Genomic DNA, 22,906 nt, shown 5'->3' on the forward strand with positions numbered 1-22,906 from the left:
GGAGCAAATGATGAAGGCATCCGAACTTCACCAGAAAGATCAGGCCGCGCTCAACAAGGAGCTGTCGGACCTGTTGAAGGCGCAATTCGGCCTGCGCATGCAACTCGCGACTCAGCAGCTCACGAACACGAGCCAGCTGAAGAAGGTTCGTCGCGACATCGCACGTGTGCGGACCGTCCTGACTGAGAAGGCGAACCAGAAATGAACGATAGCGTAAAAACCTCGCTCAAGCGGACGCTGGTCGGCAAGGTCGTCAGCAACAAGATGGACAAGACGGTCACCGTGCTGGTTGAGCACCGCGTGAAGCACCCGATCTACGGCAAGTACGTTGTGCGTTCGAAGAAGTACCACGCGCACGACGACGCGAACACGTACAACGAGGGCGACCTTGTTGAAATCCAGGAAACGCGTCCGATTTCGAAGACGAAAGCCTGGGTTGTGGCTCGCCTGGTCGAGGCTGCTCGCGTCATCTGACGCCGCGAAGTAGTAGAAGTTGTTGAAATCGCAGTAGATTTCGCTTGCAAGACCGAGATTATTTGTTATACTCTCGGTCTTCCCTCTTTATGGGAGCCCCGTCGCGGGCGAAGTTGGTGGGGGAAGCGGATCGGGCGCCAAGTCTGTTCCGTAGGATTCACCGGATTGCGATGGCGGGTTTCGTTTGCCGTCGCTGCTGTTCATACCCAAGCAGCCGATTGGCTGACGGGACCAAGACTGACCGGGTACGCCATGGTGGTGTGACCGGATTAAGTTGGGAAAGATAAACCATGATCCAGACCGAAACTCGGCTTGAAGTGGCCGACAACACGGGTGCGCGTGAAGTCATGTGCATCAAGGTGCTCGGCGGCTCGAAGCGTCGTTATGCCAGCATTGGCGACATCATCAAGGTGACCGTCAAAGAAGCAACGCCGCGCGGGCGCGTGAAGAAAGGCGAAATTTACAACGCCGTGGTGGTTCGCACCGCCAAGGGCGTGCGCCGTCAGGACGGCTCGCTGATCAAGTTCGATGGCAACGCCGCTGTGTTGTTGAATGCCAAGCTCGAACCTATTGGCACCCGTATTTTCGGGCCTGTCACGCGCGAGTTGCGCAGCGAACGATTCATGAAGATCGTTTCGTTGGCACCTGAAGTGCTGTAAGGAGTCGCGATGAACAAGATTCGCAAAGGTGACGAAGTTATCGTCATCACCGGCAAAGATAAAGGCAAGCGCGGCGTCGTGCTGTCCGTTGGCGAGGGCAAAGTGATTGTCGAGGGTATCAACCTCGTCAAGAAACACGTCAAGCCGAACCCGATGAAGGGTGCGACGGGCGGTGTTGAAGCCAAGACGATGCCGCTGCAAATTTCGAACGTCGCATTGGTCGACGCGAATGGCAAGGCGTCGCGTGTAGGCATCAAGGTCGAAGGAGACAAGAAAGTCCGTTTCCTTAAAACGACCGGTGCCGAGCTGAGCGCCTGACGCTGCGGAGTAAAAAAATGGCTCGTTTGCAAGAGTTTTACAAAGAGAAGGTTGTACCCGGCCTCATCGAGAAGTTCGGTTACAAGTCCGTGATGGAAGTGCCGCGCATCACCAAGATCACCCTGAACATGGGCCTTGGCGAAGCGGTTGCTGACAAGAAGATCATCGAAAACGCCGTTGGCGACCTGACGAAGATCGCAGGCCAGAAGCCGGTGATCACGAAGGCGCGCAAGGCAATCGCCGGCTTCAAGATCCGTCAGGGCTATCCGATCGGTGCAATGGTCACGTTGCGTGGTCAGGCAATGTACGAATTTCTGGACCGTTTCGTGACGGTCGCGCTCCCCCGTGTGCGTGACTTCCGTGGTGTGTCGGGTCGTGCGTTCGATGGTCGCGGCAACTACAACATCGGTGTGAAAGAGCAGATCATTTTCCCCGAAATCGACTACGACAAGATCGACGCACTGCGTGGGCTGAACATCAGCATCACGACGACTGCGAAGACCGACGACGAAGCAAAGGCTCTGCTCGCCAGCTTCAAGTTCCCGTTCAGAAACTGAGGTTACCGTGGCTAAACTGGCACTGATCGAACGTGAAAAGAAGCGTGCTCGCCTGGCTGCTAAGTACGCTCCCAAGCGTGCTGAGCTGAAAGCGATCATCGGCGATATGAGCAAGTCGGACGAAGAGCATTACGCAGCACGTCTGGAACTGCAACAATTGCCGCGCAACTCTAACCCGACCCGTAAGCGCAATCGTTGCGCAATTACCGGTCGCCCGCGTGGCACGTTCCGTAAATTCGGGCTGGCGCGTAACAAGATTCGCGAAATCGCGTTCCGCGGCGAGATCCCTGGCCTGACCAAGGCGAGCTGGTAATAGGAGAAACGTAAATGAGCATGAGTGATCCTATCGCCGATATGCTGACTCGCATCCGCAATGCGCAGATGGTTGAGAAAGTCTCGGTGACAATGCCCTCGTCGAAAGTCAAGGTTGCGATTGCGCAGGTCCTGAAGGACGAAGGTTATATCGATGATTTCGCAGTGAAGTCCGAAGGTGCGAAGTCTGAATTGAACATCGTGTTGAAGTACTACGCTGGCCGTCCGGTTATCGAGCGCATTGAACGCGTCTCGAAGCCTGGTCTGCGTGTGTACCGCGGCCGTAACGACATCCCCGTGGTCATGAATGGCCTCGGCGTGGCAATCGTGTCGACGCCGAAGGGCGTGATGACGGACCGCAAGGCGCGTGCAACGGGCGTTGGCGGCGAAGTCATCTGCTACGTCGCTTAAGGCCGAAAGGAGAGAAACATGTCTCGAGTAGGTAAAAGCCCGGTCGCGCTGCAAGGCGCAGAAGTGGCCCTGAGCGACGATCGCATCACCGTCAAGGGCCCGCTGGGTACGATTACGCAGGCGGCAAACCGCCTCGTGAAAGTGGTGAACGACAACGGCACGCTGAATTTCGAGCCGGTTGACGCAAGCCGCGAAGCGAATGCGATGTCGGGCACGATGCGCGCACTGGTTGCGAACATGGTGAACGGCGTGACGAAGGGTTTCGAGCGCAAACTGACGCTGGTTGGCGTCGGTTACCGCGCACAGGCGCAAGGCGACAAGTTGAACCTGTCGCTGGGTTTCTCGCACCCTGTGGTGCACCAGATGCCGGAAGGCGTCAAGGCTGAAACCCCGACGCAAACCGAAATCGTGATCAAGGGGATCAATAAGCAACAAGTTGGCCAGGTCGCGGCAGAAGTGCGCGGCTATCGCCCGCCGGAGCCCTATAAGGGCAAGGGTGTGCGTTACGCCAATGAGGTTGTGATCCTCAAAGAAACGAAGAAGAAGTAAGGGTGCGCAATCATGGATAAGACTCAATCTCGCCTGCGCCGCGCTCGTCAGACGCGTATCAAGATCGCTGAGCTGCAGGTCGCGCGTCTCGCCGTGCATCGCACGAACACGCACATCTATGCGCAAGTGTTCTCGCCGTGCGGCACCAAGGTGCTCGCCAGCGCGTCGACGCTCGAGGCCGAAGTGCGTGCGCAACTGGCTGATCAAACGGGCAAGGGCGGCAACGTCAATGCTGCGACCTTGATCGGTAAGCGCATCGCAGAAAAGGCTAAGGCTGCCGGCATCGAATCCGTCGCCTTCGACCGTTCGGGTTTCCGTTACCACGGCCGCGTGAAAGCGCTGGCTGATGCGGCGCGCGAAGCCGGACTCAAGTTCTAAGGGAAGAATTCGTCATGGCAAAGATGCAAGCGAAAGTTCAGGCTGACGAACGCGACGACGGCCTGCGCGAAAAGATGATTTCGGTCAACCGCGTGACCAAGGTTGTGAAGGGCGGCCGGATTCTCGGTTTTGCCGCACTGACCGTGGTTGGCGACGGCGATGGCCGCATCGGCATGGGCAAGGGCAAAGCGAAGGAAGTTCCGGTTGCTGTTCAAAAGGCAATGGAACAAGCTCGCCGCAACATGTTCAAGGTGCCGCTGAAGAACGGTACGTTGCAACACGAAGTGCACGGTAAGCACGGCGCATCCGCCGTCCTCCTCGCTCCGGCGAAGGATGGTACGGGCGTGATCGCTGGTGGTCCGATGCGCGCAGTGTTCGACGTGATGGGCGTGCAAAACGTGGTTGCTAAGAGCCACGGTTCGACGAACCCGTACAACCTCGTTCGTGCAACGCTCGACGGTCTGCGCAAGCAGTCGACGCCGGGCGACATCGCGGCGAAGCGCGGCAAGTCCGTCGAAGATATTCTGGGCTAAGGTGGACACCATGTCTGATAAAACTGTCAAGGTCCAGCTCGTCAAGAGCCTGATCGGCACCCGTGAAACGCACCGTGCAACGGTGCGTGGCTTGGGTCTGCGCCGACTCAACTCGGTTAGCGAGTTGCAGGACACGCCGGCCGTGCGCGGCATGATCAACAAGGTTTCGTACCTCGTTAAGGTCATCAGCTAAGCGGCTGACCAGGACTCAAGGAGTTGATAATGGAATTGAATAACCTGAAGCCGGCTGAAGGTTCGAAGCACGCTAAGCGTCGCGTCGGGCGTGGCATCGGCTCCGGTCTGGGCAAGACGGCTGGCCGCGGTCACAAGGGTCAGAAGTCGCGTTCGGGCGGCTTTCACAAGGTTGGCTTCGAAGGCGGTCAAATGCCGCTGCAACGTCGCCTGCCGAAGCGTGGCTTCACCTCGCTGACGAAGGAATTCGTTGGTGAAGTGCGTCTCTCGGATCTGGAAAAGCTACCGGTCGACGAGATCGATCTGTTGGCTCTGAAACAAGCCGGCCTGATTGGCGAGATGATCACGAGTGCCAAGATCATCAAGACCGGTGAGTTGAAGCGCAAGATTGTCGTGAAAGGTCTGGGTGCGACGAAGGGTGCGCGCGCTGCTGTCGAAGCAGCTGGCGGCTCGTTCGCCGAGTAACGCGCAAGTTATTTGCCGTCACTAGCATTTGCATCGGAGAAGGTACTTGGCTAACAGCCCGAGTCTCGCAAAACCCGGTCGCAGCGCGGCGAAGTTCGGCGATCTGCGTCGGCGGGCAGTGTTCCTGCTGCTGGCGCTGATCGTCTACCGTATCGGCGCGCATATTCCGGTGCCGGGTATTGACCCGGACCAACTGGCAAAGTTGTTCCAAAGTCAGTCGGGCGGCATCCTTGGCATGTTCAACATGTTCTCGGGTGGCGCGCTATCGCGGTTCACGATTTTTGCGCTGGGGATCATGCCGTACATTTCGGCGTCGATCATCATGCAGCTGTTGGCAATCGTCTCGCCACAACTCGAAGCGCTGAAAAAGGAAGGGCAGGCGGGTCAACGGAAGATTACGCAGTACACGCGTATCTTTACGGTCCTGCTGGCGACGTTCCAGGCGTTCGGCATTGCCGTCGCGTTGGAAAATCAGCCGGGCCTGGTGATCGATCCGGGGATGGTTTTTCGGTTGACGACGGTCGTGACGCTGGTGACCGGCACGATGTTCCTGATGTGGCTGGGTGAGCAGATCACGGAGCGCGGGCTTGGCAACGGCATCTCGATCATTATTTTCGGCGGGATTGCAGCGGGTTTCCCGAATGCGATCGGTGGTCTCGTTTCACTGGTGCAAACCGGTTCGATGAGCCCGATATCCGCGATTATCGTCGTCGCGCTGATTGCTGCTGTTACGTATCTGGTCGTGTTCATCGAACGCGGCCAGCGCAAGATTCTTGTGAATTACGCGAAGCGGCAAGTCGGTAACAAGATTTACGGCGGACAGTCTTCGCATCTGCCGCTGAAGTTGAATATGTCGGGCGTGATTCCGCCGATCTTTGCATCGTCGATCATTCTCTTCCCGGCAACTATCCTGAACTGGTTTAGTTCGGGGTCGCGTGCCAGCTGGTTCGCAGACACGTTGCACAACGTGGCAGAGGCCCTCAAGCCCGGTCAACCTGTGTACGTGTTGCTGTACGCGTTGGCGATCGTTTTCTTCTGTTTTTTCTACACCGCATTGGTGTTCAACAGCAGAGAGACGGCCGACAACCTGAAAAAGAGTGGCGCATTCGTCCCAGGCATCCGCCCGGGCGATCAAACGGCGCGATACATCGACCGCATCCTGACGCGTCTGACGCTGGCCGGTGCGATCTACATCGTGTTTGTTTGTCTGCTGCCCGAGTTTCTGGTGCTGCGCTGGAACGTGCCGTTTTATTTTGGTGGAACGTCGCTGCTGATCATTGTCGTCGTCACAATGGATTTCATGGCGCAGGTGCAGTCGTACGTTATGTCGCAACAGTATGAATCGCTGCTGAAGAAAGCTAATTTCAAAGGCGGCGGCGTCCCGATGCGTTGAAAGGACTTATGGCCAAAGACGATGTTATCCAGATGCAGGGTGAAGTCATCGAAAACCTGCCTAACGCTACCTTCAGGGTGAAGCTGGAAAACGGCCATGTCGTATTGGGACACATATCCGGCAAGATGCGGATGCACTACATCCGAATCTTGCCTGGCGACAAGGTGACGGTTGAATTGACGCCTTACGATCTGTCGCGTGCGCGGATCGTGTTCCGGGCGAAGTGATTTGAAAAAAGGGTAATATCATGAAAGTGATGGCATCGGTTAAGCGCATTTGCCGCAATTGCAAGATCATCAAGCGCAAAGGCGTTGTGCGCGTGATTTGCAGCTCTGATCCGCGCCACAAACAGCGTCAAGGCTGAACGCCGCGCTTTTTGCTGCGCTTTTTGTTTGAGGAAAAACAATGGCTCGTATCGCAGGGGTTAACATCCCGAATCACCAGCATACCGAAATCGGCCTGACGGCTATTTACGGTGTCGGCCGCACGCGCTCGCGCGACATCTGCGTCGCTGCTGGTGTGGCATTTTCGAAGAAGGTCAAAGACCTGAACGACGCAGACCTCGAAAAGCTGCGTGAAGAAGTCGGCAAGTTCATCGTTGAAGGCGATCTGCGCCGTGAAACGACGATGAACATCAAGCGCCTGATGGATCTCGGCTGCTACCGTGGCGTTCGGCATCGTAAGGGCTTGCCCCTGCGCGGCCAACGTACGCGTACGAATGCCCGTACGCGCAAGGGTCCGCGTCGTGCAGCGCAATCGCTGAAGAAGTAAGCGGAACTGACAGTTACAGGAAAACGTAATGGCTAAGGCTTCGAACAACTCCGCGGCGCAACGCGTTCGCAAGAAGGTCAAGAAGAACGTCGCCGAGGGCGTGGTTCACGTTCACGCGTCGTTCAACAACACCATCATCACGATCACCGATCGTCAAGGCAATGCACTCGCTTGGGCAACGTCGGGTGGTCAAGGCTTCAAGGGTTCGCGCAAATCGACCCCGTTTGCAGCCCAGGTGGCGGCCGAATCGGCTGGCCGCGTGGCGATGGAATACGGCGTGAAGAACCTCGAAGTGCGGATCAAGGGCCCCGGTCCTGGCCGTGAGTCGGCGGTGCGCGCGTTGCATGGTCTTGGTATCAAGATCACCGCGATCTCCGACGTGACGCCGGTCCCGCACAACGGCTGCCGTCCGCCGAAGCGTCGTCGTATCTAAGACGCCGATTTTGCTAGCGCCTGTTGCCGCCTTGGGCGGCGGCAGGCTGCTTGCGTTATTGAATTGACTAAGCCCACCGTTCGACCCAAAGGGTTCGGACTAGCGCGAATGTATGCATCCGCGTGATCAATCAACAAAGGAATCAACGTGGCACGTTATATCGGCCCTAAGGCCAAGCTGTCCCGCCGTGAAGGCACTGACCTCTTCCTGAAGAGCGCCCGTCGTTCGCTCGCTGACAAGTGCAAACTTGACAGCAAGCCCGGCCAGCACGGCCGCACCTCGGGCGCACGTACGTCCGACTACGGCACGCAGCTGCGCGAAAAGCAAAAAGTGAAGCGCATCTACGGTGTCCTCGAGCGTCAATTCCGTCGTTACTTCGCTGAAGCTGACCGCCTGAAGGGCAACACGGGTGAAAACCTGCTGCAATTGCTCGAATCGCGTCTGGACAACGTCGTGTACCGCATGGGCTTCGGCTCGACGCGCGCTGAAGCGCGTCAGCTCGTGAGCCACAAGGCGATCGTCGTGAACGGCGTGGTGTCGAACATCCCGTCGATGCAAGTGAAGGCTGGCGACGTCGTCGCAGTGCGCGAAACGAAGAAGAAGCAGGCGCGTATTCTCGAAGCGCTGTCGCTGGCTGAGCAAGGCGGTCTGCCGAGCTGGGTCGCTGTCGATTCGAAGAAGTTCGAAGGCACGTTCAAGCAAAAGCCGGAACGCAGCGACATCGCTGGCGATATCAACGAAAGCCTGATCGTCGAATTGTATTCGCGGTAATCGGATTAACGGCCGGGGTACCCTGATTGCGCTGAGCAAGGGGGCGCCTCGGCTGTTTATTTTCAGGTTGTTACCGGTCAGCCTTATCGGTGTAACGAGCCGAGGGTATTGAAAAGGAAAACCTATGCAAACCAGTTTGTTGAAGCCCAAGATCATCGCTGTTGAATCGCTTGGTGAGAGCCATGCGAAAGTGGTCATGGAACCGTTTGAACGCGGTTACGGCCACACCTTGGGTAACGCGCTCCGGCGCGTGCTGCTGTCGTCGATGATCGGCTACGCGCCGACCGAAGTGACGATCGCAGGCGTCGTACATGAGTATTCGACGCTCGACGGTGTGCAAGAGGATGTGGTCAACCTGTTGTTGAACCTGAAGGGCGTGGTCTTCAAGCTGCACAACCGTGATGAAGTGACGGTTACGCTGCGCAAGGAAGGCGAAGGCGTTGTCACCGCTGGCGACATCGAACTCGCGCACGATTGCGAAGTGATCAACCCGGATCACGTGATTGCGCATCTGTCGAAGGGCGGCAAGCTCGACGTGCAGATCAAGGTCGAAAAGGGCCGCGGCTATGTGCCGGGCAATGTGCGTCGTTATGGCGAAGAGTCGGCCAAGATCATCGGTCGTATCGTGCTGGACGCGTCGTTCTCGCCGGTTCGCCGCGTGAGCTACGCCGTTGAAAGCGCTCGCGTCGAACAGCGTACCGACCTCGACAAGCTCGTGATGAACATCGAAACCAACGGTGTGATTTCGCCGGAAGAAGCGATCCGTCAATCGGCGCGCATTCTGGTCGATCAACTGTCGGTCTTCGCTGCACTGGAAGGCACTGAAGCAACGGCTGAAGCGCCGTCGCGCGCGCCGCAGATCGATCCGATCCTGCTGCGTCCGGTGGATGATCTCGAATTGACGGTTCGTTCCGCGAACTGCCTGAAGGCCGAGAACATTTACTACATCGGCGACCTGATCCAACGCACGGAAAACGAGTTGCTGAAGACGCCGAATCTGGGCCGCAAGTCGCTGAACGAAATCAAGGAAGTACTGGCGTCGCGTGGTTTGACGCTCGGCATGAAACTTGAAAACTGGCCGCCGGCTGGTCTGGACAAGTAATCCCGGGACAGAACCCGCCGCTGCACTGGCAAAGACGCGGATTTTCCTTTAAAATCCGCGTCTTGTCTTTTTTCACTACCGGCCCGTGCACTCGCTACCGTTGGGAAACCGCAGGTAGTTCGAGCGCGATAGAAGAGCTGGACCAAAACTTTGAATCGAAGGAATTAACATGCGTCACCGTCATGGTTTGCGGAAACTGAACCGCACGAGCAGCCACCGTCTGGCTATGCTCCGTAATATGTCCAATTCGCTGATCGAGCACGAAGTCATCAAGACCACGCTGCCGAAAGCAAAAGAACTCCGTAAGGTTGTCGAGCCGCTGATCACGCTCGGCAAGAAGCCGTCGCTGGCAAATCGTCGTCTGGCGTTCAATCGCCTGCGCGATCGTGACTCGGTCACGAAGCTGTTCGAAGTTCTGGGCCCGCGTTACGCTACCCGTCCGGGCGGCTACCTGCGCGTCCTGAAGTTCGGCTTCCGCGTCGGCGACAACGCTCCGATGGCACTGGTCGAATTGCTCGACCGTCCGGAAGTTGAAGAAGTCGAAGTGCAAGAAGCTGAATAAGCTTCCGAGCATCTTAAAAAGCCAGGCGCCAAGCCTGGCTTTTTTGTTGGTAGCGTCAGGCGTTGGCAGCGGCCATCCGCCGCGTGGTCGCTGCGGAGCGGTCTGCGGGCAGGCAAGGCCAGGTGATACGATATCGGCACCTGAATCGTGCCTTGCCGGAGCCATCTGTGAGCGTGAATGTGACGTTGATTCTGACGACGGTGCCGGATGCCGCCGTGGCTCAGAAGCTTGCTGCGGATGCCTTGGCCATGCGGCTATGCGCCTGTGTCACGCAATTAGGCTCCGTGCAGTCCAGCTACCACTGGCAGGGTGCGGTTGAAACCGCGCAGGAAATCCAGTTGCTGTTCAAGACCAGCGCGGCACGCGTGCTTGAACTCGAGCAGTACATTCAGGCTCACCATCCCTACGACACACCGGAAATCCTCTCGTGGCAAGCGACGGCGTCGGCCGCGTATGGCCAGTGGATCATTGCTGAAACCCAACGTCCTCTCCATGTTTAACGGCCTCGACCGGCGCGCGCGCAATGCGCTGCGCACCGCATTCTTTCTGCTCGGCTGCCTGATCTTCGCGCAGTTCGGCACGCTCGCCCGCGCGGCGGACGATTTCCTGGATCCCGCGGTCGCGTTCAAATTCAGCGCATCGGAGAAGCCCGGCGAAGTCGACGTGACCTACAAAATCGCGGACGGCTACTACATGTACCGCGAGCGCTTCGCGTTCGCGACGCGCAACGGCACGACCACGATCGGCGAGCCGCAATTGCCGGCCGGCCACATCAAGTTCGATCAGACCTTTAACAAGAACGTCGAGACGTATCGGAACGAACTGACCATCCGGATTCCTGTAAAACAGGCGGCTGGACCGTTCGATCTGGCGGTGACGTCGCAAGGCTGTGCCGATGCTGGCATCTGCTATCCGCCGATGGAGCGCGTGTATCACGTAACCGGCGCGGCACTTCAACCGGCCGGCAGCGCGGCCGCTCCGGCAGCCGCCGTCCCCGCGGGCACCTCATGGTACGACCGCGCTACCAGCGCCGATTACGCGCAGTCGCTGCTGCAAGGCGGCGGCTTCTTCGCGATCGTCGGGCTCTTTTTCGTCGCCGGCGCCGTGCTCAGCCTGCTCCCCTGTTCGTATCCGATGATTCCGATTCTCTCGGCGATCATCATCGGCGAAGGCGCGCGCGTGACGCGTGCTCGCGGATTCGCGCTGTCGCTGGCCTATGTCATCGGCATGGCGCTCGTGTATACGGCGCTCGGTATCGCTGCTGCGTTGGTCGGGCAGAGTCTCGGCGCATGGCTGCAAAATCCGTGGGTGCTAGGCGCATTCGGCGTACTTTTGACCGTTTTTGCGCTGACCCTGATTGCGGGTGTGGACATCGCGCTGCCGCAGAGTTGGCAGGACGGCGTTTCACACGCGTCGTCCAGGCGCTCCGGGGGCAAGTTTGCGGCGGTTGCCGTCATGGGCGCGCTGTCCGCGCTGGTGGTCGGCGCGTGCATGACCGCACCGCTCTTTGCAGTGCTAGCGTTCATTGCGCATACGGGCGACGCGGTGCTCGGTGGCGCGGCGCTGTTCTCGATGGGTCTGGGTCTAGGCGTGCCGCTGCTGATCCTCGGTTTTGGCGCCGGCACGCTGCTGCCGCGTGCCGGCGCATGGATGGACGGCGTCAAGATTTTCTTCGGCGTCGTGCTGCTTGCGGCTGCGTTATGGATCGTTTGGCCGGTGCTCGGCGCGACGGCGACGATGCTGCTGAGCGCGCTCTGGTTGCTGGTCGCCTCGGCCGCTCTCGGCATATTTTCGGCACCCGCTGCGGAGGCTTCCGTGTGGCGCAGGCTTGGCCGAGGCTTGGGCGCTGCGCTCGCTATCTGGGCTGCAGTCCTGCTGGTTGGTCTGGCGGCGGGCTCCTCCGATCCGCTGCGCCCGCTTGCCGTGCTGGCGGCGCGTGGCGGGGAAGCGGGTGTCGTGAGCGCGTCGAATAAGCCGGACAGCGCGCCGCAGGGCGATCTCACGTTCGCGCCGGTTCGCTCATCGAATGAACTCGACCAGGCCGTCAAAACGGCCGCACAGCCCGCCATGCTCGATTTTTATGCGGACTGGTGCGTCAGCTGCAAGGAAATGGAGAAATTCACCTTCAGCGACCCGCGCGTTCAGGCGAAATTGAAGCAGATGAACCTGCTGCGCGCCGATGTGACCGCGAACAACTCCGACGATCAAATGCTGCTCAAGCGCTTCAGCCTGTTTGGTCCGCCGGGGATCATCTTTTTCGATCAGCGTGGCAAGGAAGTGCTGCGAGTCGTGGGATACGAGTCCGCGGATAAATTCTTGCGCAGTCTGGATCGGGCGAATGCGCCCGGCGCGTAATGGATAGCGGCCGGTCGGTCGCGGCGACTGCGGCGGCCGGTGTGCGGCCGCGACGATCGACTGCCAGTCAACGGCCGCAATCTCGCTCAGTCAGATCACGAAACTGATGCGTTGTCTGGCGACAACCTCTACGAAGCTGGGAACCCCGCGCAAACCGCAGCGTTCGGAGCAGAATGTCGAGCGCCAGGCAATCGTGCTCGAAGCAGACTCACCGCGAAAACTTGAAAAAAACGGAGGCACGACACGACGTCGTCCTCCGTTCATTGCAACGCTCGAACGCCCCGCAAGGCGTCTCGTCAGGTCACTTCTGCGAACGCAAAATCCGCGCCGCATCCAGCGCGAAATAGGTCAGCACCCCGTCCGCGCCCGCCCGCTTGAACGCCAGCAGCGATTCCATCATCGCCTTGTCGTGATCGAGCCAGCCGTTCTGCGCGGCCGCTTTCAGCATCGCGTATTCGCCGCTTACCTGATACACGTACGTCGGGAACTGGAACTCATCCTTCACGCGGCGCACGATATCCAGATACGGCATGCCGGGCTTGACCATCACCATGTCCGCGCCTTCGTCGATGTCCGCTTGCACTTCGCGCAGCGCTTCGTTCGAATTGGCCGGGTCCATCTGGTAAGTCATCTTGTTGCTTTTGCCGAGGTTCGTCGCGGAACCGACGGCGTCACGAAACGGGCCGTAAAACGCCGACGCGAACTTGGCCGCATAAGCCATGATCCGCGTGTGGACAAGACCTTCGCTCTCGAACATTTCGCGGATCGCGCCGATGCGGCCGTCCATCATGTCCGACGGCGCGACGATATCGACCCCCGCTTCAGCCTGCGCACGCGCCTGTTCGACCAGAATCTCGACGGTCTCGTCGTTGATGACATAGCCGGCTTCGTCGAGCACGCCGTCCTGGCCGTGGCTCGTGTACGGGTCGAGCGCCACGTCGGTGAGCACGCCCAGTTCGGGGAAATTCTTCTTCAGTTCGCGAACCGCGCGCGGAATCAAACCCGCCGGGTTGGTCGCTTCGCGCCCATCGGGCGTTTTCAGCGACGGCTCGATCGCGGGAAACAGCGACAGCACGGGCACGCCCAGTTCGACGCATTGTTCAGCCACACCCATCAGCAGATCGACCGACACGCGTTCGACGCCAGGCATCGATGGCACGGCTTGCCGCACATTGGTGCCCTCGACGATGAAGACCGGATAAATCAGATCGTTGGTGGTGAGGATGTTTTCCCGCATCAGACGGCGCGAGAAGTCGTCGCGGCGCATGCGGCGCGGACGATGGTGCGGATAGAAGCTCATAGCGAATCGAGGAAACGTGGATGTGTGGAGTGGGCAAGTAACGCCTGCCTCCGCTCCCGGAAACTTTTCGAGACAATGGTATATCATACCGATCGAGCAAGGCGCCTTGCGCTGACCTCCCCGCTTCTCCTCCCTGAGCGGGTGCCTGTCGTTTTTCGATTAGGCTGTTTGACCCGCCGTTAAAGCGGCGGGTTTTTTTATGGGCGGCCGGAATAGCGCTTTTGTCCTCGCCCGAGACGCCAACTCGCTTACTGAGCGGCGTCCGTTTCGCCCTTGTCGCCGGGGATCAGCCAGCTCTCGATCAGCTCGTGCGCTTCGTCGATGCCGACGCGTTTGAGCGCGGAGAACAGCTGGGCGGTCAGTTCGCCCTGGTAGCCGGCGGTGCGGTACTCGGCCAAGCCTTTCTGCGTCGCGCGCAACGCGTTTATGCTTTCCTGGCGCGTCAATTTGTCGCACTTGGTGAGGAGCGTGTGGATCGGCTTGCCGGTCGGCGCGAACCACTCGATCATGCGGCGATCCAGATCCGTCAGCGGGCGGCGCGAGTCCATCATCAGGATCATGCCGCGCAGTTGCGAGCGTGATTGCAGATAGGTGGACAGCAACGCTTCCCAATGCGCCTTGGCGGCGCCTGGCACTTCCGCGTAGCCATAGCCCGGCAGATCGACCAGATGCGCGGTCGGCTCGTCCGCCTTGCCCACCGAAAAGTAATTGATATGCTGCGTGCGTCCCGGCGTTTTACTGGCGAAGGCCAGCCGCTTCTGATTGCACAGAATATTGATGGCCGTCGACTTGCCCGCGTTCGAGCGCCCCGCAAAGCAGATTTCGGGTTGCGAAGTAGCCGGCAGATCACGCAAGTGATTGACGGTCGTGAAAAAGCGGGATTGGTGGAGCAGGAAGGACATGATCAGGCCAAGATTCGAGACGCCGGGGAACCCGGAGTGGGGACGGGTCAAGCCCGACTGGCGTCTTAGCGATTAGCGAGTTATTGTACAATACGATGGTTTACTGAAAACCTGAGGGGGCCAGCCCACGTGCCTTGGCGGCTCCTGGCGGTCACTCGGTCGCCGTCGTGTTTTGCAAAACCTTCAAGAAAACGCCGGGCCTGGCGCGCAGCGACAGGTTTAGGGGCTCTCTAAAAATCCCACAAGACGAGACAGGGTGTGCGAATGAATCGACTGAGCAAGACTCTGATGGTGCTTCATGTAGCGGCAGGTCTTTCAGGTTTGGCAATTCAGGCACGAGCAGCAGAACCGGCAAAGCCGGACGTCAATCGGGGGCAGGCAATCGCGGTGCAGGTATGCGCGTCATGTCACGGGGCAGACGGCAACAGCGCGGGCGGCGCATATCCGAAGCTGGCGGGCCAGCACCCTGAGTATCTCGTCAAGCAACTCAAGGACTTCAAGATCCAGCCGGGCGCCAAGCAGCCAGCGCGCAACAATGCGATCATGGCGGGCATGGCGGCAGCGCTGTCCGATCAGGATATGGTCAACGTCGCGGCCTATTTCGCGGCGCAGACCCCGAAGCCAGGCTACGCGCACAACAAAGACACCGTTCCGCTCGGTCAGAAGATTTATCGCGGCGGGATCGCCGACAAGGGCGTGCCGGCGTGCGCAAGCTGTCACGGGCCGACCGGTCAGGGGATTCCGTCGCAGTATCCGAGGTTGTCGGGGCAGTGGGCGGAATACACGGTGGCGCAGTTGCTGGCGTTCACGCAAGGTCCAGGCGCACGCAACAACAACGAGCCGATGCATGCGATCGCAACGCGTCTGTCGGATAGCGAGATCAAGGCAGTGGCCGATTACATCGCGGGCTTGCACTAGGATAGAGTGCCCCCGCACGCAAGTGCAACCGGCCCGGCGAGGTCGGTACAAAACAAGAAAAGGGTGAGGGCGTCGTGCCTACGACAGCCCTTCACCCTTTTTTGCTGTTCAGTCGGAGTATGAATGAGCGTCACCACGTCGGGTTTGCAGTCCAAGTCGGGCAATCGCGTCATGCGCAGCGTCGTCGAAGTTTTGAGTTCGATGCGTTTTGCCATCTCGTTGCTCGTGATTCTGTCGATCGCCAGCATCATCGGCACCGTCCTCACGCAGGACGATCCGTATCCCAATTACGTCAATCAGTTCGGCCCGTTCTGGGCGGACATCTTCCGTTCGCTGAGCCTGTACACGGTGTACAGCTCGTGGTGGTTCATGCTGATTCTCGGCTTCCTGATGGTGTCGGTGTCGCTGTGCGTGATCCGCAATGCGCCGAAAATGGTCGCCGACGTAAAGAGCTGGAAGGACAAGGTCCGCGAAGGCAGCCTGCGGGCGTTCCATCACAAGGGCGAATTCGCGGTGCACGCAACTCGCGCGCAGACCGCGGCGTTGCTCGCGAGGCTCTCGACGAAGCTCGGCTACAAGTTCGTTACCCGTGAGTCCGACGGCGCGACCCTGATCGCCGCCAAACGCGGCGCGCTGACCAAGTTCGGCTACATCTCTGCTCACCTCGCGATCGTGGTGATCTGCCTCGGCGGCCTGCTAGACAGCAATCTGCCGATCAAGCTGCAAATGTGGCTGTTCGACAAGTCGCCGATCCGCGCCAACACGGTGATCAACGACATCACGCCGGATCATCGTCTGTCGCAGTCCAATCCGACGTTCCGCGGCTACGCATGGGTGCCGGAAGGCCAGCACGTGTCCACGGCGATTCTCAACCAGCCCGACGGCTCGCTGATCCAGGATCTGCCGTTTTCGATCGAACTGAACAAGTTCATCGTCGATTACTACTCGACCGGCATGCCGAAGCTGTTCGCGAGCGACATCGTCGTGGTCGACCACAAGACGGGCGCGCGCGTGCCGGCGCGCGTCGAAGTGAACAAGCCGTTCACCTACGACGGCGTGTCGATCTACCAGTCGAGCTTCCAGGACGGCGGCTCGCAGATGCAGATGACGGCCTACCCGATGAGCGGCGCGAGCGCGAAGACCGCGCCGTTCGGCGGCACGATCGGCGGCAACGCGCCATTGAGCACGGCCACGCCGCTCGCCGACGGCCAAACGGTCGAATTCACCGATTTCCGCGCGATCAACGTCGAGAACATCCAGAACGGCAGCGGCCAGACCGACGCCCGCGGTGTCGCGGCGCACCGCACGCTGAAAGAAGCGTTCGACGAGCGCCTCGGCTCCGGCGCGAAGACCTCGAAGCCGCTCGACCTGCACAACGTCGGCCCGTCGGTGCAATACAAGGTGCGTGACAAGGACGGCCAGGCGCGCGAGTACAACAACTACATGCTGCCGGTCGACGTGTCCGGCGAAAAGATGTTCCTGGCCGGCATGCGCGTGAACCCGGACGATCCGTTCCGCTACCTGCGCATTCCCGCCGACAGCGGCGGCACCGTGAAGGACTGGATGAACCTGCGCGCCACGCTCGAGGATCCGGCCATGCGCGCTGCGGCGGCGCACAGTTTCGCGCTGCGCTCGGTGCCCGGCTCGAATGCCGAACTGCAACAGCATCTGGAAGAAAGCGCGCTGCGCGTGCTGACCCTTTTTGCCGGCGCGGATAACAGCATCAAGATGCCGAACGGCCAGACGGTCGGCGGCTTCCAGGCGATCGCCGGGTTTATCGACCATTCGGTGCCCAAGGGTGAGCAGGAAAAGGCCGCCGGCCTGCTGCTGCGCATGCTGGAAGGCTCAACGTGGGACCTGTATCAGCTGTCCCGCCGGCAACTCGGCGAGCCGGAGGCGACGGCCAATGCGGACGCCAGCCGCTTCATCCAAAGCTCGATCAACGCGATATCCGACAGCTTTTTGTATGGATCGCCGGTCTATTTGCAGCTTGACTCATTCAAGCAGGTGCAAGCTTCGGTATTTCAGTTGACGCGCGCGCCAGGCAAAAAAGTCGTGTATCTTGGCAGCCTGCTCCTCGTGTTGGGCATCTTTTCGATGTTCTACGTTCGCGAACGGCGCCTCTGGTTCTGGCTCAAAGACACTGCGCACGGCACGAATGTCGTGATGGCAATGTCGAGCGCACGCAAGACGCTCGACTTCGAGAAAGAGTTCGTTCAGACGCGCGACGCGGTAGGCGCGGCGCTGGGCGCCAAACTCGTTGAAGCACCCGACGACGCCGGCGCCTCCGCTCAGTCCGGCAACGCCGGCGCGCCGTCCGCAAGCTCACAAGATTCGACCCGGTAAGATCATGGACTTGACTCAGGTTTCCCAATCTCCCTCCTCGCGGCCCCACAAGGCGCTGGCAGGTGAGTCACTCAACGTCGGCGAGTACGACGAACGGCCGTTCCTGAAACGGCTTGGCATCGTCGACTGGCTGTTTGCCCTCGCCATGGTCGCGGGCGCCGGCTTCGCGCTGTCGCGCTATCACCCGTTCATGAACTACTACGACAAGCTGGTGCTCTGCTGCGCCGTGCCGGTTTTCGTGGTGCTCGGCTGGCGCTGGAAACCGGTGCGTCCGCTGATGGTGGGCATCGCCGCGCTGTCGCTGCTGGCCATCCAGATCTACCACGGCGATCTGAGCCGCGCGGACAACGCCTTCTTCCTCAAGTATTTCCTGTCGAGCCAGTCCGCGATTCTGTGGATGAGCGCGCTCTTCGTGTTCGCCACGGTGTTCTACTGGATCGGCCTGCTGTCGCGCTCGCCGACCGGCGCCGCGATCGGCTCGAAAATGACGTGGGCGGCTGTGGTGATGGGCTTTGTCGGCCTGATGGTGCGCTGGTACGAGTCGTACCTGATCGGTGCGGACGTCGGCCATATTCCTATCTCGAACCTGTATGAAGTGTTCGTGCTGTTCAGCCTGATCACCGCGCTGTTCTATCTGTACTACGAGCAGCACTACAACACCCGCGCGCTCGGCGCGTTCGTGCTGCTGGTGATCGGCGCCGCAGTCGGCTTCCTGATGTGGTACTCGGTGGCGCGCGACGCGCAGCAGATCCAGCCGCTGGTTCCCGCGCTGCAAAGCTGGTGGATGAAGATTCACGTGCCGGCGAACTTTATTGGCTATGGCAGCTTCGCGCTGTCGGCCATGGTGGGTGTCGCGTATCTGGCGAAAGAGCGCGGCATTCTGGCCGATCGCCTGCCGGCGCTCGAAGTGCTCGACGACGTGATGTACAAATCGATCGCCGTCGGTTTCGCGTTCTTCACGATCGCCACGATTCTCGGCGCGCTGTGGGCCGCTGAAGCCTGGGGCGGCTACTGGAGTTGGGACCCGAAGGAAACGTGGGCGCTGATCGTCTGGCTGAACTATGCAGCCTGGCTGCACATGCGCCTGATGAAGGGTCTGCGCGGCGCGGTCGCGGCGTGGTGGGCGCTGACCGGCCTGCTGGTGACAACCTTCGCGTTCCTTGGCGTCAACATGTTCCTGTCGGGCCTGCATAGCTACGGCAAGCTGTAAGATCTGCAGCACTGAAACGACTAAAGACCGCCGCGTGCTTCGCACCGGCGGTTTTTTTATGGCCGATGGAATATTGGCTGCATCCAAAGTGTTCGCCCTCAGAGTACCTACAGATGGCTGGACAGACGACCGATCATCAATATGGCCCCTTAAGATGTACAGACCGACGGGCCGGCAAGGAGCAGCACGATGTGGATCAAGCGTAGCGACAGAATTCAATTGATTGGCGACGACATCGCGCGCAGCGAAATCACGCCGCAGCACGTCTTTCAGAACCGGCGGCGCGTGTTGCAGGCGGCCGGCGCGGTGGCGCTCGGCAGTCTGATCGGAGTGAATGGCGAGGCGCTGGCGGCTTACACGTCGCCGGACCCGAAGGCGCAGAAGCTGGCGGCTAAGACCAACGCCAAATTCGTCGCGCTCGACAAAACCACACCGTTCAAGGACATCACCACCTACAACAACTTCTACGAGTTCGGCACCGACAAGGCCGATCCCGCGCACAACGCCGGGACGCTGCGGCCGCATCCGTGGAAGGTGAGCGTCGAGGGTGAGATCAAGAATCCGAAGGTCTACGACATCGACGAGTTACTCAAGCTCGCGCCGCTGGAAGAGCGCGTGTACAGAATGCGCTGCGTCGAAGGATGGTCGATGGTGATTCCGTGGATCGGCGTGCCGCTCGCGGAATTGATCAAGCGCGTTCAGCCGACGGGCAACGCTAAATACGTGCAATTCATCACGCTCGCCGATCCGTCGCAAATGCCCGGCCTGTCGACGCCCGTGCTCGATTGGCCGTACTCCGAAGGGCTGCGCATGGACGAAGCGATGAATCCGTTGACGTTGCTGACGATGGGCCTCTACGGCCAGGTGCTGCCCAATCAGAACGGCGCCCCGGTGCGCGTCGTGGTGCCTTGGAAATATGGCTTCAAGAGCGCGAAGTCGCTGGTGAAGATCCGCTTCCTCGACAAGCAGCCGCCGACCAGCTGGAACACGTATGCATCGAGCGAATATGGGTTTTACTCGAACGTGAATCCGAACGTCGATCATCCGCGTTGGAGTCAGGCGACCGAGCGGCGCATCGGCGAAGACGGTTTCTTCACGCCCAAGCGCAAGACGTTGATGTTCAACGGCTACGGCGATCAGGTCGCGTCGCTTTATCAGGGCATGGACCTGAAGAAGAATTTCTGAGCGGCGCGAACATGGCTTCCTCTGAGACGCAATCCGCCACGCAGACCGAACGCAAAGCGCCGCGCGCGCAGGTGTCCGCGACAACGACGACGGCAAAGCGGCCCGCAACCGGCGCGCGCTGGATCGTGCCGGCCAAGATCGCGGTATTCATTGCCGCGTGGTATCCGCTCGCGCGTATCGTGCTGTTCGGCGTGACCGACCGGCTGGGCGCGAATCCGATCGAGTTCATCACGCGCTCGACCGGTCTCTGGACGCTCGTCTTCCTCTGCATCACGCTTGCTGTGACGCCGTTGCGCAGACTCACCGGCGTTGCCGCGTTCGTGCGCTTTCGTCGCATGCTCGGACTCTATGCGTTCTTCTACGCGACGCTGCATTTCACCACTTACCTCTGGTTCGACAAGTGGTTCGACGTCGCCGCGATCACTAAGGACATCGGCAAGCGGCCGTTCATCACGGTGGGCTTCGCGGCGTTCGTGTTGCTGATCGCGTTGGCCGTAACGTCGCCGCGTGCGATGGTGCGCAAGCTCGGACGTCGCTGGCAGATGCTGCATCGTTCTATCTATGCGATCGGCGCGCTCGCGATCCTGCACTTCTGGTGGATGAAGGCCGGCAAACACGATCTGATCCTGCCGAAGATTTACGGCGCGATCATGGTGGCGCTGCTCGGCTGGCGTTTGATCGTGTGGCTGCGTGACAGGAAGTTGAAGACGCGCTGACGGACGTTGGTGCGCCTCCCGTCGTAAACAGAAAAAGGCGATGCCACGCGGCATCGCCTTTTTTCGATATTGGCGTAGCTATTGAAGGTTATGCCGGCAGAATGCTTTCGCCCGCAAACAGCTGCTTCACTTCTTCGCGCGCGCGAACCACATGCACCTGTGTACCATCCACCATCACTTCCGCCGCGCGCGGACGTGTGTTGTAGTTCGAGCTCATCACGAAACCGTACGCGCCGGCCGAACGAATCGCGAGCAGATCGCCGGGTTCAACCGACAGCAGACGCTCACGTCCGAGCCAGTCGCCGCTCTCGCAAACCGGACCGACCACGTCATACACGTGCGCCAGCACCTCGCGCTTCACGACCGGGTCGATCGCGTGATACGCCTCGTACATGGCGGGGCGTGCGAGATCGGTCATAGCCGCGTCGACGATTGCGAAATTCTTTTCCGCGCCCGGCTTCAAATACTCGACGCGCGTAAGCAGCACGCCCGCATTGCCGACCAGTGAACGGCCCGGCTCGAAATACACTTCACGATGACCGTGACCACGCGCTTCGATGCGATCCAGCACGGTGCGCACGAACTCGCCGATTTCCGGCGGCGTTTCATCGTCGTACGTGATGCCGAGACCGCCGCCCACGTCGATGTGACGAATCTTCACGCCGTCCTGTTCGATCTGCTCGACCAGTTCCAGCACTTTGTCGACCGCGTCGAGATACGGCGCGACTTCGGTGATCTGCGAGCCGATATGGCAGTCGATGCCGACCACCTCGAGATTCGCCATGGCCGCGGCCGCCTGATACGTGGCGCGCGCGTCTTCGAACGCGACGCCGAACTTGTTCGACTTCAGGCCGGTGGAAATATACGGATGCGTCTTCGCGTCGACGTCCGGATTCACGCGCAGCGAGACAGGCGCCTTCTTGCCCATTGCCGCGGCAACCGCATTCAGGCGGTCGAGCTCCGGAATCGATTCGACGTTGAAGCATTTCACTCCCGCCGCTAGCGCGTCGCGCATCTCGTCCGCATTCTTGCCGACGCCGGAAAACACGGTGTTTTCCGCTTTGCCGCCGGCGGTCAGCACGCGTGCCAGTTCACCGCCCGAGACGATATCGAAGCCGGCGCCGAGGCGCGCGAATACGTTCAACACTGCGAGATTGCTATTGGCCTTGACGGCGACATGCACGCTCGCGCGACGGCCTGCGCAAGCGCCCGCGTAAGCGTTCCACGCCTCGGTGAGCGCGGCGCGCGAGTACACGTACAACGGCGTGCCGAACTGCTCGGCGAGGGAGACGGCGGACACGCCTTCGGCGTGCAGCACGCCGTCGACGTAGTCAAATGCGGATCGAGTCATGCGAAAGTCTTATTGAACGGGTGTGGCGGCGGAAGCAGGTAGCGGAGCCGCCGTGGCGGACGCAGCGGAGGCGGGCGGCGCGGCGAGTTCGTTTTCCGGCGCCAACGAAAGCGGTGTGCCGGAGGTATCCGGAACAGTGCTCATGTCGGTGGAGGTAGTCGACGCGGATTGCGCGACGTCCGGGGTTTGCGTGCGGTCGGTCGGCTTGGCCGGTAGCGGCGGCACGTGGGGCAAATAGAGCGAACCGCGTTGTCCGCAGCCGGCAAGTGCACAACCTGCGAGAATGGCTAAAACCGCTACAATCGCGCGGCCGGGCGCCGCCGCGCGCATCCGAGATACGACTCGCATGACTGTCCCTGAATAAATAATCGATGGAGTTTAGCATGTCCGATAGTGAATACCTGACCCGCGCGGAAGCCGCGCTAGCCGCCATCGAACGCGCGCTCGACGACACGGATGCCGACATCGAACTGGAGCGCAGCGGCAACGTCCTGACCCTCGAATTCGAGAACCGTTCGAAGATTATCGTCAACCTTCAGCCGCCCATGAGCGAGATCTGGATCGCGGCGAAAGCGGGCGGTTTCCACTTCCGTTTCGTCGACGGCGAATGGCGTGACACGCGCAGCGGCACGGAGTTTTTCGCCGCGCTGTCGGAGTACGCGACGCAGCAGGCCGGCGAGCCGGTCCACTTCGAAGCGTAAGTTCCGCCGATCGGGCAAGCGCCGCCAAAGCGGCCGAATCGA

The 22,906-nt window shown here is 60.2% G+C and carries 32 protein-coding genes; 28 read left to right on the plus strand and 4 right to left on the minus strand.

Annotated elements, in window-relative coordinates:
• The first annotated feature begins 10 nt into the window (after nt 1–10).
• From rpmC to dsbD, 22 genes are all read left to right on the plus strand, one after another.
• Nucleotides 11–205, plus strand: coding sequence for a 50S ribosomal protein L29 (rpmC, locus tag B0G73_RS26350; RefSeq protein WP_007180130.1), 195 nt, complete (start codon nt 11–13; stop codon nt 203–205).
• Nucleotides 202–474 carry a 30S ribosomal protein S17 gene (rpsQ, locus tag B0G73_RS26355; RefSeq protein ID WP_007180129.1) on the plus strand — a complete coding sequence of 91 codons (273 nt, stop codon included), beginning with the start codon at nt 202–204 and terminating at the stop codon, nt 472–474. The genes rpmC and rpsQ overlap by 4 nt, the downstream gene beginning before the upstream one ends.
• Before the next feature lie 290 nt (nt 475–764).
• Nucleotides 765–1,133 (plus strand): 50S ribosomal protein L14, encoded by a 369-nt coding sequence (gene rplN / locus B0G73_RS26360; protein WP_006052212.1) that lies wholly within the window; start codon nt 765–767, stop codon nt 1,131–1,133.
• Nucleotides 1,134–1,142: 9 nt separating this feature from the next.
• Nucleotides 1,143–1,451, plus strand: a complete 309-nt coding sequence (rplX, locus tag B0G73_RS26365; protein ID WP_106284142.1) for a 50S ribosomal protein L24 — start codon at nt 1,143–1,145, stop codon at nt 1,449–1,451.
• Nucleotides 1,452–1,468: 17 nt separating this feature from the next.
• Complete coding sequence (gene rplE, locus B0G73_RS26370; RefSeq protein WP_006052214.1) at nt 1,469–2,008, plus strand: 50S ribosomal protein L5; 540 nt, start codon at nt 1,469–1,471, stop codon at nt 2,006–2,008.
• Between the two features lie 7 nt (nt 2,009–2,015).
• Nucleotides 2,016–2,321 (plus strand): 30S ribosomal protein S14, encoded by a 306-nt coding sequence (gene rpsN, locus B0G73_RS26375; RefSeq protein WP_006052215.1) that lies wholly within the window; start codon nt 2,016–2,018, stop codon nt 2,319–2,321.
• Between the two features lie 14 nt (nt 2,322–2,335).
• The gene (gene rpsH, locus B0G73_RS26380; RefSeq protein WP_006052216.1) at nt 2,336–2,731 is read left to right on the plus strand and encodes a 30S ribosomal protein S8; all 396 of its coding nucleotides are present in this window, start codon (nt 2,336–2,338) and stop codon (nt 2,729–2,731) included.
• Nucleotides 2,732–2,749: 18 nt separating this feature from the next.
• Nucleotides 2,750–3,280: a 50S ribosomal protein L6 gene (rplF, locus tag B0G73_RS26385; RefSeq protein WP_106284143.1), complete on the plus strand. Its 531-nt coding sequence runs from the start codon at nt 2,750–2,752 to the stop codon at nt 3,278–3,280.
• Between the two features lie 12 nt (nt 3,281–3,292).
• Complete coding sequence (gene rplR, locus B0G73_RS26390) at nt 3,293–3,658, plus strand: 50S ribosomal protein L18 (RefSeq protein ID WP_012434568.1); 366 nt, start codon at nt 3,293–3,295, stop codon at nt 3,656–3,658.
• Nucleotides 3,659–3,672: 14 nt separating this feature from the next.
• Complete coding sequence (gene rpsE, locus B0G73_RS26395; RefSeq protein WP_007180127.1) at nt 3,673–4,191, plus strand: 30S ribosomal protein S5; 519 nt, start codon at nt 3,673–3,675, stop codon at nt 4,189–4,191.
• A gap of 10 nt (nt 4,192–4,201) precedes the next feature.
• Complete coding sequence (rpmD, locus tag B0G73_RS26400; protein ID WP_007180126.1) at nt 4,202–4,384, plus strand: 50S ribosomal protein L30; 183 nt, start codon at nt 4,202–4,204, stop codon at nt 4,382–4,384.
• Between the two features lie 29 nt (nt 4,385–4,413).
• A complete protein-coding gene (rplO, locus tag B0G73_RS26405; protein WP_106284144.1) occupies nt 4,414–4,848 on the plus strand; it encodes a 50S ribosomal protein L15 in 435 nt (144 codons plus the stop codon).
• A gap of 46 nt (nt 4,849–4,894) precedes the next feature.
• On the plus strand, nt 4,895–6,241 hold the full coding sequence (gene secY / locus B0G73_RS26410) for a preprotein translocase subunit SecY (RefSeq protein ID WP_106284145.1): 1,347 nt from the start codon (nt 4,895–4,897) through the stop codon (nt 6,239–6,241).
• Between the two features lie 8 nt (nt 6,242–6,249).
• A complete protein-coding gene (gene infA, locus B0G73_RS26415; protein ID WP_004521905.1) occupies nt 6,250–6,468 on the plus strand; it encodes a translation initiation factor IF-1 in 219 nt (72 codons plus the stop codon).
• Between the two features lie 20 nt (nt 6,469–6,488).
• Entirely contained in the window at nt 6,489–6,605 is a 117-nt protein-coding gene (gene rpmJ, locus B0G73_RS26420) for a 50S ribosomal protein L36 (protein ID WP_004199844.1), read from the plus strand.
• Nucleotides 6,606–6,646: 41 nt separating this feature from the next.
• Nucleotides 6,647–7,012 carry a 30S ribosomal protein S13 gene (gene rpsM, locus B0G73_RS26425; RefSeq protein WP_012434566.1) on the plus strand — a complete coding sequence of 122 codons (366 nt, stop codon included), beginning with the start codon at nt 6,647–6,649 and terminating at the stop codon, nt 7,010–7,012.
• Nucleotides 7,013–7,040: 28 nt separating this feature from the next.
• Entirely contained in the window at nt 7,041–7,445 is a 405-nt protein-coding gene (gene rpsK, locus B0G73_RS26430; RefSeq protein ID WP_006052224.1) for a 30S ribosomal protein S11, read from the plus strand.
• A gap of 147 nt (nt 7,446–7,592) precedes the next feature.
• Nucleotides 7,593–8,216, plus strand: a complete 624-nt coding sequence (rpsD, locus tag B0G73_RS26435; RefSeq protein ID WP_106284146.1) for a 30S ribosomal protein S4 — start codon at nt 7,593–7,595, stop codon at nt 8,214–8,216.
• Nucleotides 8,217–8,340: 124 nt separating this feature from the next.
• The gene (locus B0G73_RS26440) at nt 8,341–9,318 is read left to right on the plus strand and encodes a DNA-directed RNA polymerase subunit alpha (protein WP_006052226.1); all 978 of its coding nucleotides are present in this window, start codon (nt 8,341–8,343) and stop codon (nt 9,316–9,318) included.
• Nucleotides 9,319–9,487: 169 nt separating this feature from the next.
• Entirely contained in the window at nt 9,488–9,880 is a 393-nt protein-coding gene (gene rplQ, locus B0G73_RS26445) for a 50S ribosomal protein L17 (RefSeq protein ID WP_006052227.1), read from the plus strand.
• 167 nt (nt 9,881–10,047) lie between these two features.
• Nucleotides 10,048–10,380 carry a divalent-cation tolerance protein CutA gene (gene cutA / locus B0G73_RS26450; RefSeq protein WP_106284147.1) on the plus strand — a complete coding sequence of 111 codons (333 nt, stop codon included), beginning with the start codon at nt 10,048–10,050 and terminating at the stop codon, nt 10,378–10,380.
• Entirely contained in the window at nt 10,373–12,235 is a 1,863-nt protein-coding gene (gene dsbD / locus B0G73_RS26455; protein WP_106284148.1) for a protein-disulfide reductase DsbD, read from the plus strand. The genes cutA and dsbD overlap by 8 nt, the downstream gene beginning before the upstream one ends.
• A gap of 301 nt (nt 12,236–12,536) precedes the next feature.
• Here dsbD and hemB read toward each other — a convergent pair whose 3' ends face one another.
• Nucleotides 12,537–13,535, minus strand: a complete 999-nt coding sequence (gene hemB, locus B0G73_RS26460) for a porphobilinogen synthase (RefSeq protein WP_106284149.1) — start codon at nt 13,533–13,535, stop codon at nt 12,537–12,539.
• 248 nt (nt 13,536–13,783) lie between these two features.
• Nucleotides 13,784–14,437, minus strand: a complete 654-nt coding sequence (gene yihA / locus B0G73_RS26465) for a ribosome biogenesis GTP-binding protein YihA/YsxC (protein ID WP_106284150.1) — start codon at nt 14,435–14,437, stop codon at nt 13,784–13,786.
• A 264-nt stretch (nt 14,438–14,701) separates the two neighbouring features.
• On the opposite strand from yihA, the gene B0G73_RS26470 reads away from it, so the two are divergent.
• The 5 genes from B0G73_RS26470 (at nt 14,702) to msrQ (ending at nt 20,812) form a co-directional block, all read left to right on the plus strand.
• Nucleotides 14,702–15,355 (plus strand): cytochrome c, encoded by a 654-nt coding sequence (locus B0G73_RS26470; protein WP_106284151.1) that lies wholly within the window; start codon nt 14,702–14,704, stop codon nt 15,353–15,355.
• Nucleotides 15,356–15,478: 123 nt separating this feature from the next.
• Nucleotides 15,479–17,701: a cytochrome c biogenesis protein ResB gene (locus B0G73_RS26475; RefSeq protein ID WP_106284152.1), complete on the plus strand. Its 2,223-nt coding sequence runs from the start codon at nt 15,479–15,481 to the stop codon at nt 17,699–17,701.
• Between the two features lie 4 nt (nt 17,702–17,705).
• Entirely contained in the window at nt 17,706–18,911 is a 1,206-nt protein-coding gene (ccsB, locus tag B0G73_RS26480) for a c-type cytochrome biogenesis protein CcsB (protein ID WP_106284153.1), read from the plus strand.
• A 189-nt stretch (nt 18,912–19,100) separates the two neighbouring features.
• The gene (gene msrP / locus B0G73_RS26485) at nt 19,101–20,096 is read left to right on the plus strand and encodes a protein-methionine-sulfoxide reductase catalytic subunit MsrP (RefSeq protein ID WP_106284154.1); all 996 of its coding nucleotides are present in this window, start codon (nt 19,101–19,103) and stop codon (nt 20,094–20,096) included.
• A gap of 11 nt (nt 20,097–20,107) precedes the next feature.
• Nucleotides 20,108–20,812: a protein-methionine-sulfoxide reductase heme-binding subunit MsrQ gene (gene msrQ, locus B0G73_RS26490; RefSeq protein WP_106284155.1), complete on the plus strand. Its 705-nt coding sequence runs from the start codon at nt 20,108–20,110 to the stop codon at nt 20,810–20,812.
• Between the two features lie 88 nt (nt 20,813–20,900).
• On the opposite strand, the gene lysA is transcribed toward msrQ, so the two are convergent.
• Together lysA and B0G73_RS26500 are read right to left on the minus strand one after the other, a co-directional pair.
• Complete coding sequence (gene lysA / locus B0G73_RS26495; RefSeq protein WP_106284156.1) at nt 20,901–22,163, minus strand: diaminopimelate decarboxylase; 1,263 nt, start codon at nt 22,161–22,163, stop codon at nt 20,901–20,903.
• 9 nt (nt 22,164–22,172) lie between these two features.
• The gene (locus B0G73_RS26500) at nt 22,173–22,511 is read right to left on the minus strand and encodes a lipoprotein (RefSeq protein WP_106284157.1); all 339 of its coding nucleotides are present in this window, start codon (nt 22,509–22,511) and stop codon (nt 22,173–22,175) included.
• A 35-nt stretch (nt 22,512–22,546) separates the two neighbouring features.
• Here B0G73_RS26500 and cyaY point away from each other — a divergent pair, with 35 nt between their 5' ends.
• Nucleotides 22,547–22,864, plus strand: coding sequence for an iron donor protein CyaY (gene cyaY / locus B0G73_RS26505; RefSeq protein WP_011490036.1), 318 nt, complete (start codon nt 22,547–22,549; stop codon nt 22,862–22,864).
• The last annotated feature ends 42 nt before the right edge of the window (nt 22,865–22,906 follow it).

It is taken from the genome of Paraburkholderia sp. BL25I1N1, assembly GCF_003002025.1.
Classification (GTDB): Bacteria; Pseudomonadota; Gammaproteobacteria; order Burkholderiales; family Burkholderiaceae; genus Paraburkholderia.

Bases quoted from the DNA above. Each gene is read 5' to 3' on its own strand.
- rpmC (WP_007180130.1), top strand. From the start codon at position 11: ATGAAGGCATCCGAACTTCACCAGAAAGATCAGGCCGCGCTCAACAAG.
- rpsQ (WP_007180129.1), top strand. From the start codon at position 202: ATGAACGATAGCGTAAAAACCTCGCTCAAGCGGACGCTGGTCGGCAAG.
- rplN (WP_006052212.1), top strand. From the start codon at position 765: ATGATCCAGACCGAAACTCGGCTTGAAGTGGCCGACAACACGGGTGCG.
- rplX (WP_106284142.1), top strand. From the start codon at position 1,143: ATGAACAAGATTCGCAAAGGTGACGAAGTTATCGTCATCACCGGCAAA.
- rplE (WP_006052214.1), top strand. From the start codon at position 1,469: ATGGCTCGTTTGCAAGAGTTTTACAAAGAGAAGGTTGTACCCGGCCTC.
- rpsH (WP_006052216.1), top strand. From the start codon at position 2,336: ATGAGCATGAGTGATCCTATCGCCGATATGCTGACTCGCATCCGCAAT.
- rplF (WP_106284143.1), top strand. From the start codon at position 2,750: ATGTCTCGAGTAGGTAAAAGCCCGGTCGCGCTGCAAGGCGCAGAAGTG.
- rplR (WP_012434568.1), top strand. From the start codon at position 3,293: ATGGATAAGACTCAATCTCGCCTGCGCCGCGCTCGTCAGACGCGTATC.
- rpsE (WP_007180127.1), top strand. From the start codon at position 3,673: ATGGCAAAGATGCAAGCGAAAGTTCAGGCTGACGAACGCGACGACGGC.
- rpmD (WP_007180126.1), top strand. From the start codon at position 4,202: ATGTCTGATAAAACTGTCAAGGTCCAGCTCGTCAAGAGCCTGATCGGC.
- rplO (WP_106284144.1), top strand. From the start codon at position 4,414: ATGGAATTGAATAACCTGAAGCCGGCTGAAGGTTCGAAGCACGCTAAG.
- infA (WP_004521905.1), top strand. From the start codon at position 6,250: ATGGCCAAAGACGATGTTATCCAGATGCAGGGTGAAGTCATCGAAAAC.
- rpmJ (WP_004199844.1), top strand. From the start codon at position 6,489: ATGAAAGTGATGGCATCGGTTAAGCGCATTTGCCGCAATTGCAAGATC.
- rpsM (WP_012434566.1), top strand. From the start codon at position 6,647: ATGGCTCGTATCGCAGGGGTTAACATCCCGAATCACCAGCATACCGAA.
- rpsK (WP_006052224.1), top strand. From the start codon at position 7,041: ATGGCTAAGGCTTCGAACAACTCCGCGGCGCAACGCGTTCGCAAGAAG.
- B0G73_RS26440 (WP_006052226.1), top strand. From the start codon at position 8,341: ATGCAAACCAGTTTGTTGAAGCCCAAGATCATCGCTGTTGAATCGCTT.
- rplQ (WP_006052227.1), top strand. From the start codon at position 9,488: ATGCGTCACCGTCATGGTTTGCGGAAACTGAACCGCACGAGCAGCCAC.
- dsbD (WP_106284148.1), top strand. From the start codon at position 10,373: ATGTTTAACGGCCTCGACCGGCGCGCGCGCAATGCGCTGCGCACCGCA.
- hemB (WP_106284149.1), bottom strand. From the start codon at position 13,535: ATGAGCTTCTATCCGCACCATCGTCCGCGCCGCATGCGCCGCGACGAC.
- yihA (WP_106284150.1), bottom strand. From the start codon at position 14,437: ATGTCCTTCCTGCTCCACCAATCCCGCTTTTTCACGACCGTCAATCAC.
- B0G73_RS26470 (WP_106284151.1), top strand. From the start codon at position 14,702: ATGAATCGACTGAGCAAGACTCTGATGGTGCTTCATGTAGCGGCAGGT.
- B0G73_RS26475 (WP_106284152.1), top strand. From the start codon at position 15,479: ATGAGCGTCACCACGTCGGGTTTGCAGTCCAAGTCGGGCAATCGCGTC.
- ccsB (WP_106284153.1), top strand. From the start codon at position 17,706: ATGGACTTGACTCAGGTTTCCCAATCTCCCTCCTCGCGGCCCCACAAG.
- msrP (WP_106284154.1), top strand. From the start codon at position 19,101: ATGTGGATCAAGCGTAGCGACAGAATTCAATTGATTGGCGACGACATC.
- msrQ (WP_106284155.1), top strand. From the start codon at position 20,108: ATGGCTTCCTCTGAGACGCAATCCGCCACGCAGACCGAACGCAAAGCG.
- lysA (WP_106284156.1), bottom strand. From the start codon at position 22,163: ATGACTCGATCCGCATTTGACTACGTCGACGGCGTGCTGCACGCCGAA.
- B0G73_RS26500 (WP_106284157.1), bottom strand. From the start codon at position 22,511: ATGCGAGTCGTATCTCGGATGCGCGCGGCGGCGCCCGGCCGCGCGATT.
- cyaY (WP_011490036.1), top strand. From the start codon at position 22,547: ATGTCCGATAGTGAATACCTGACCCGCGCGGAAGCCGCGCTAGCCGCC.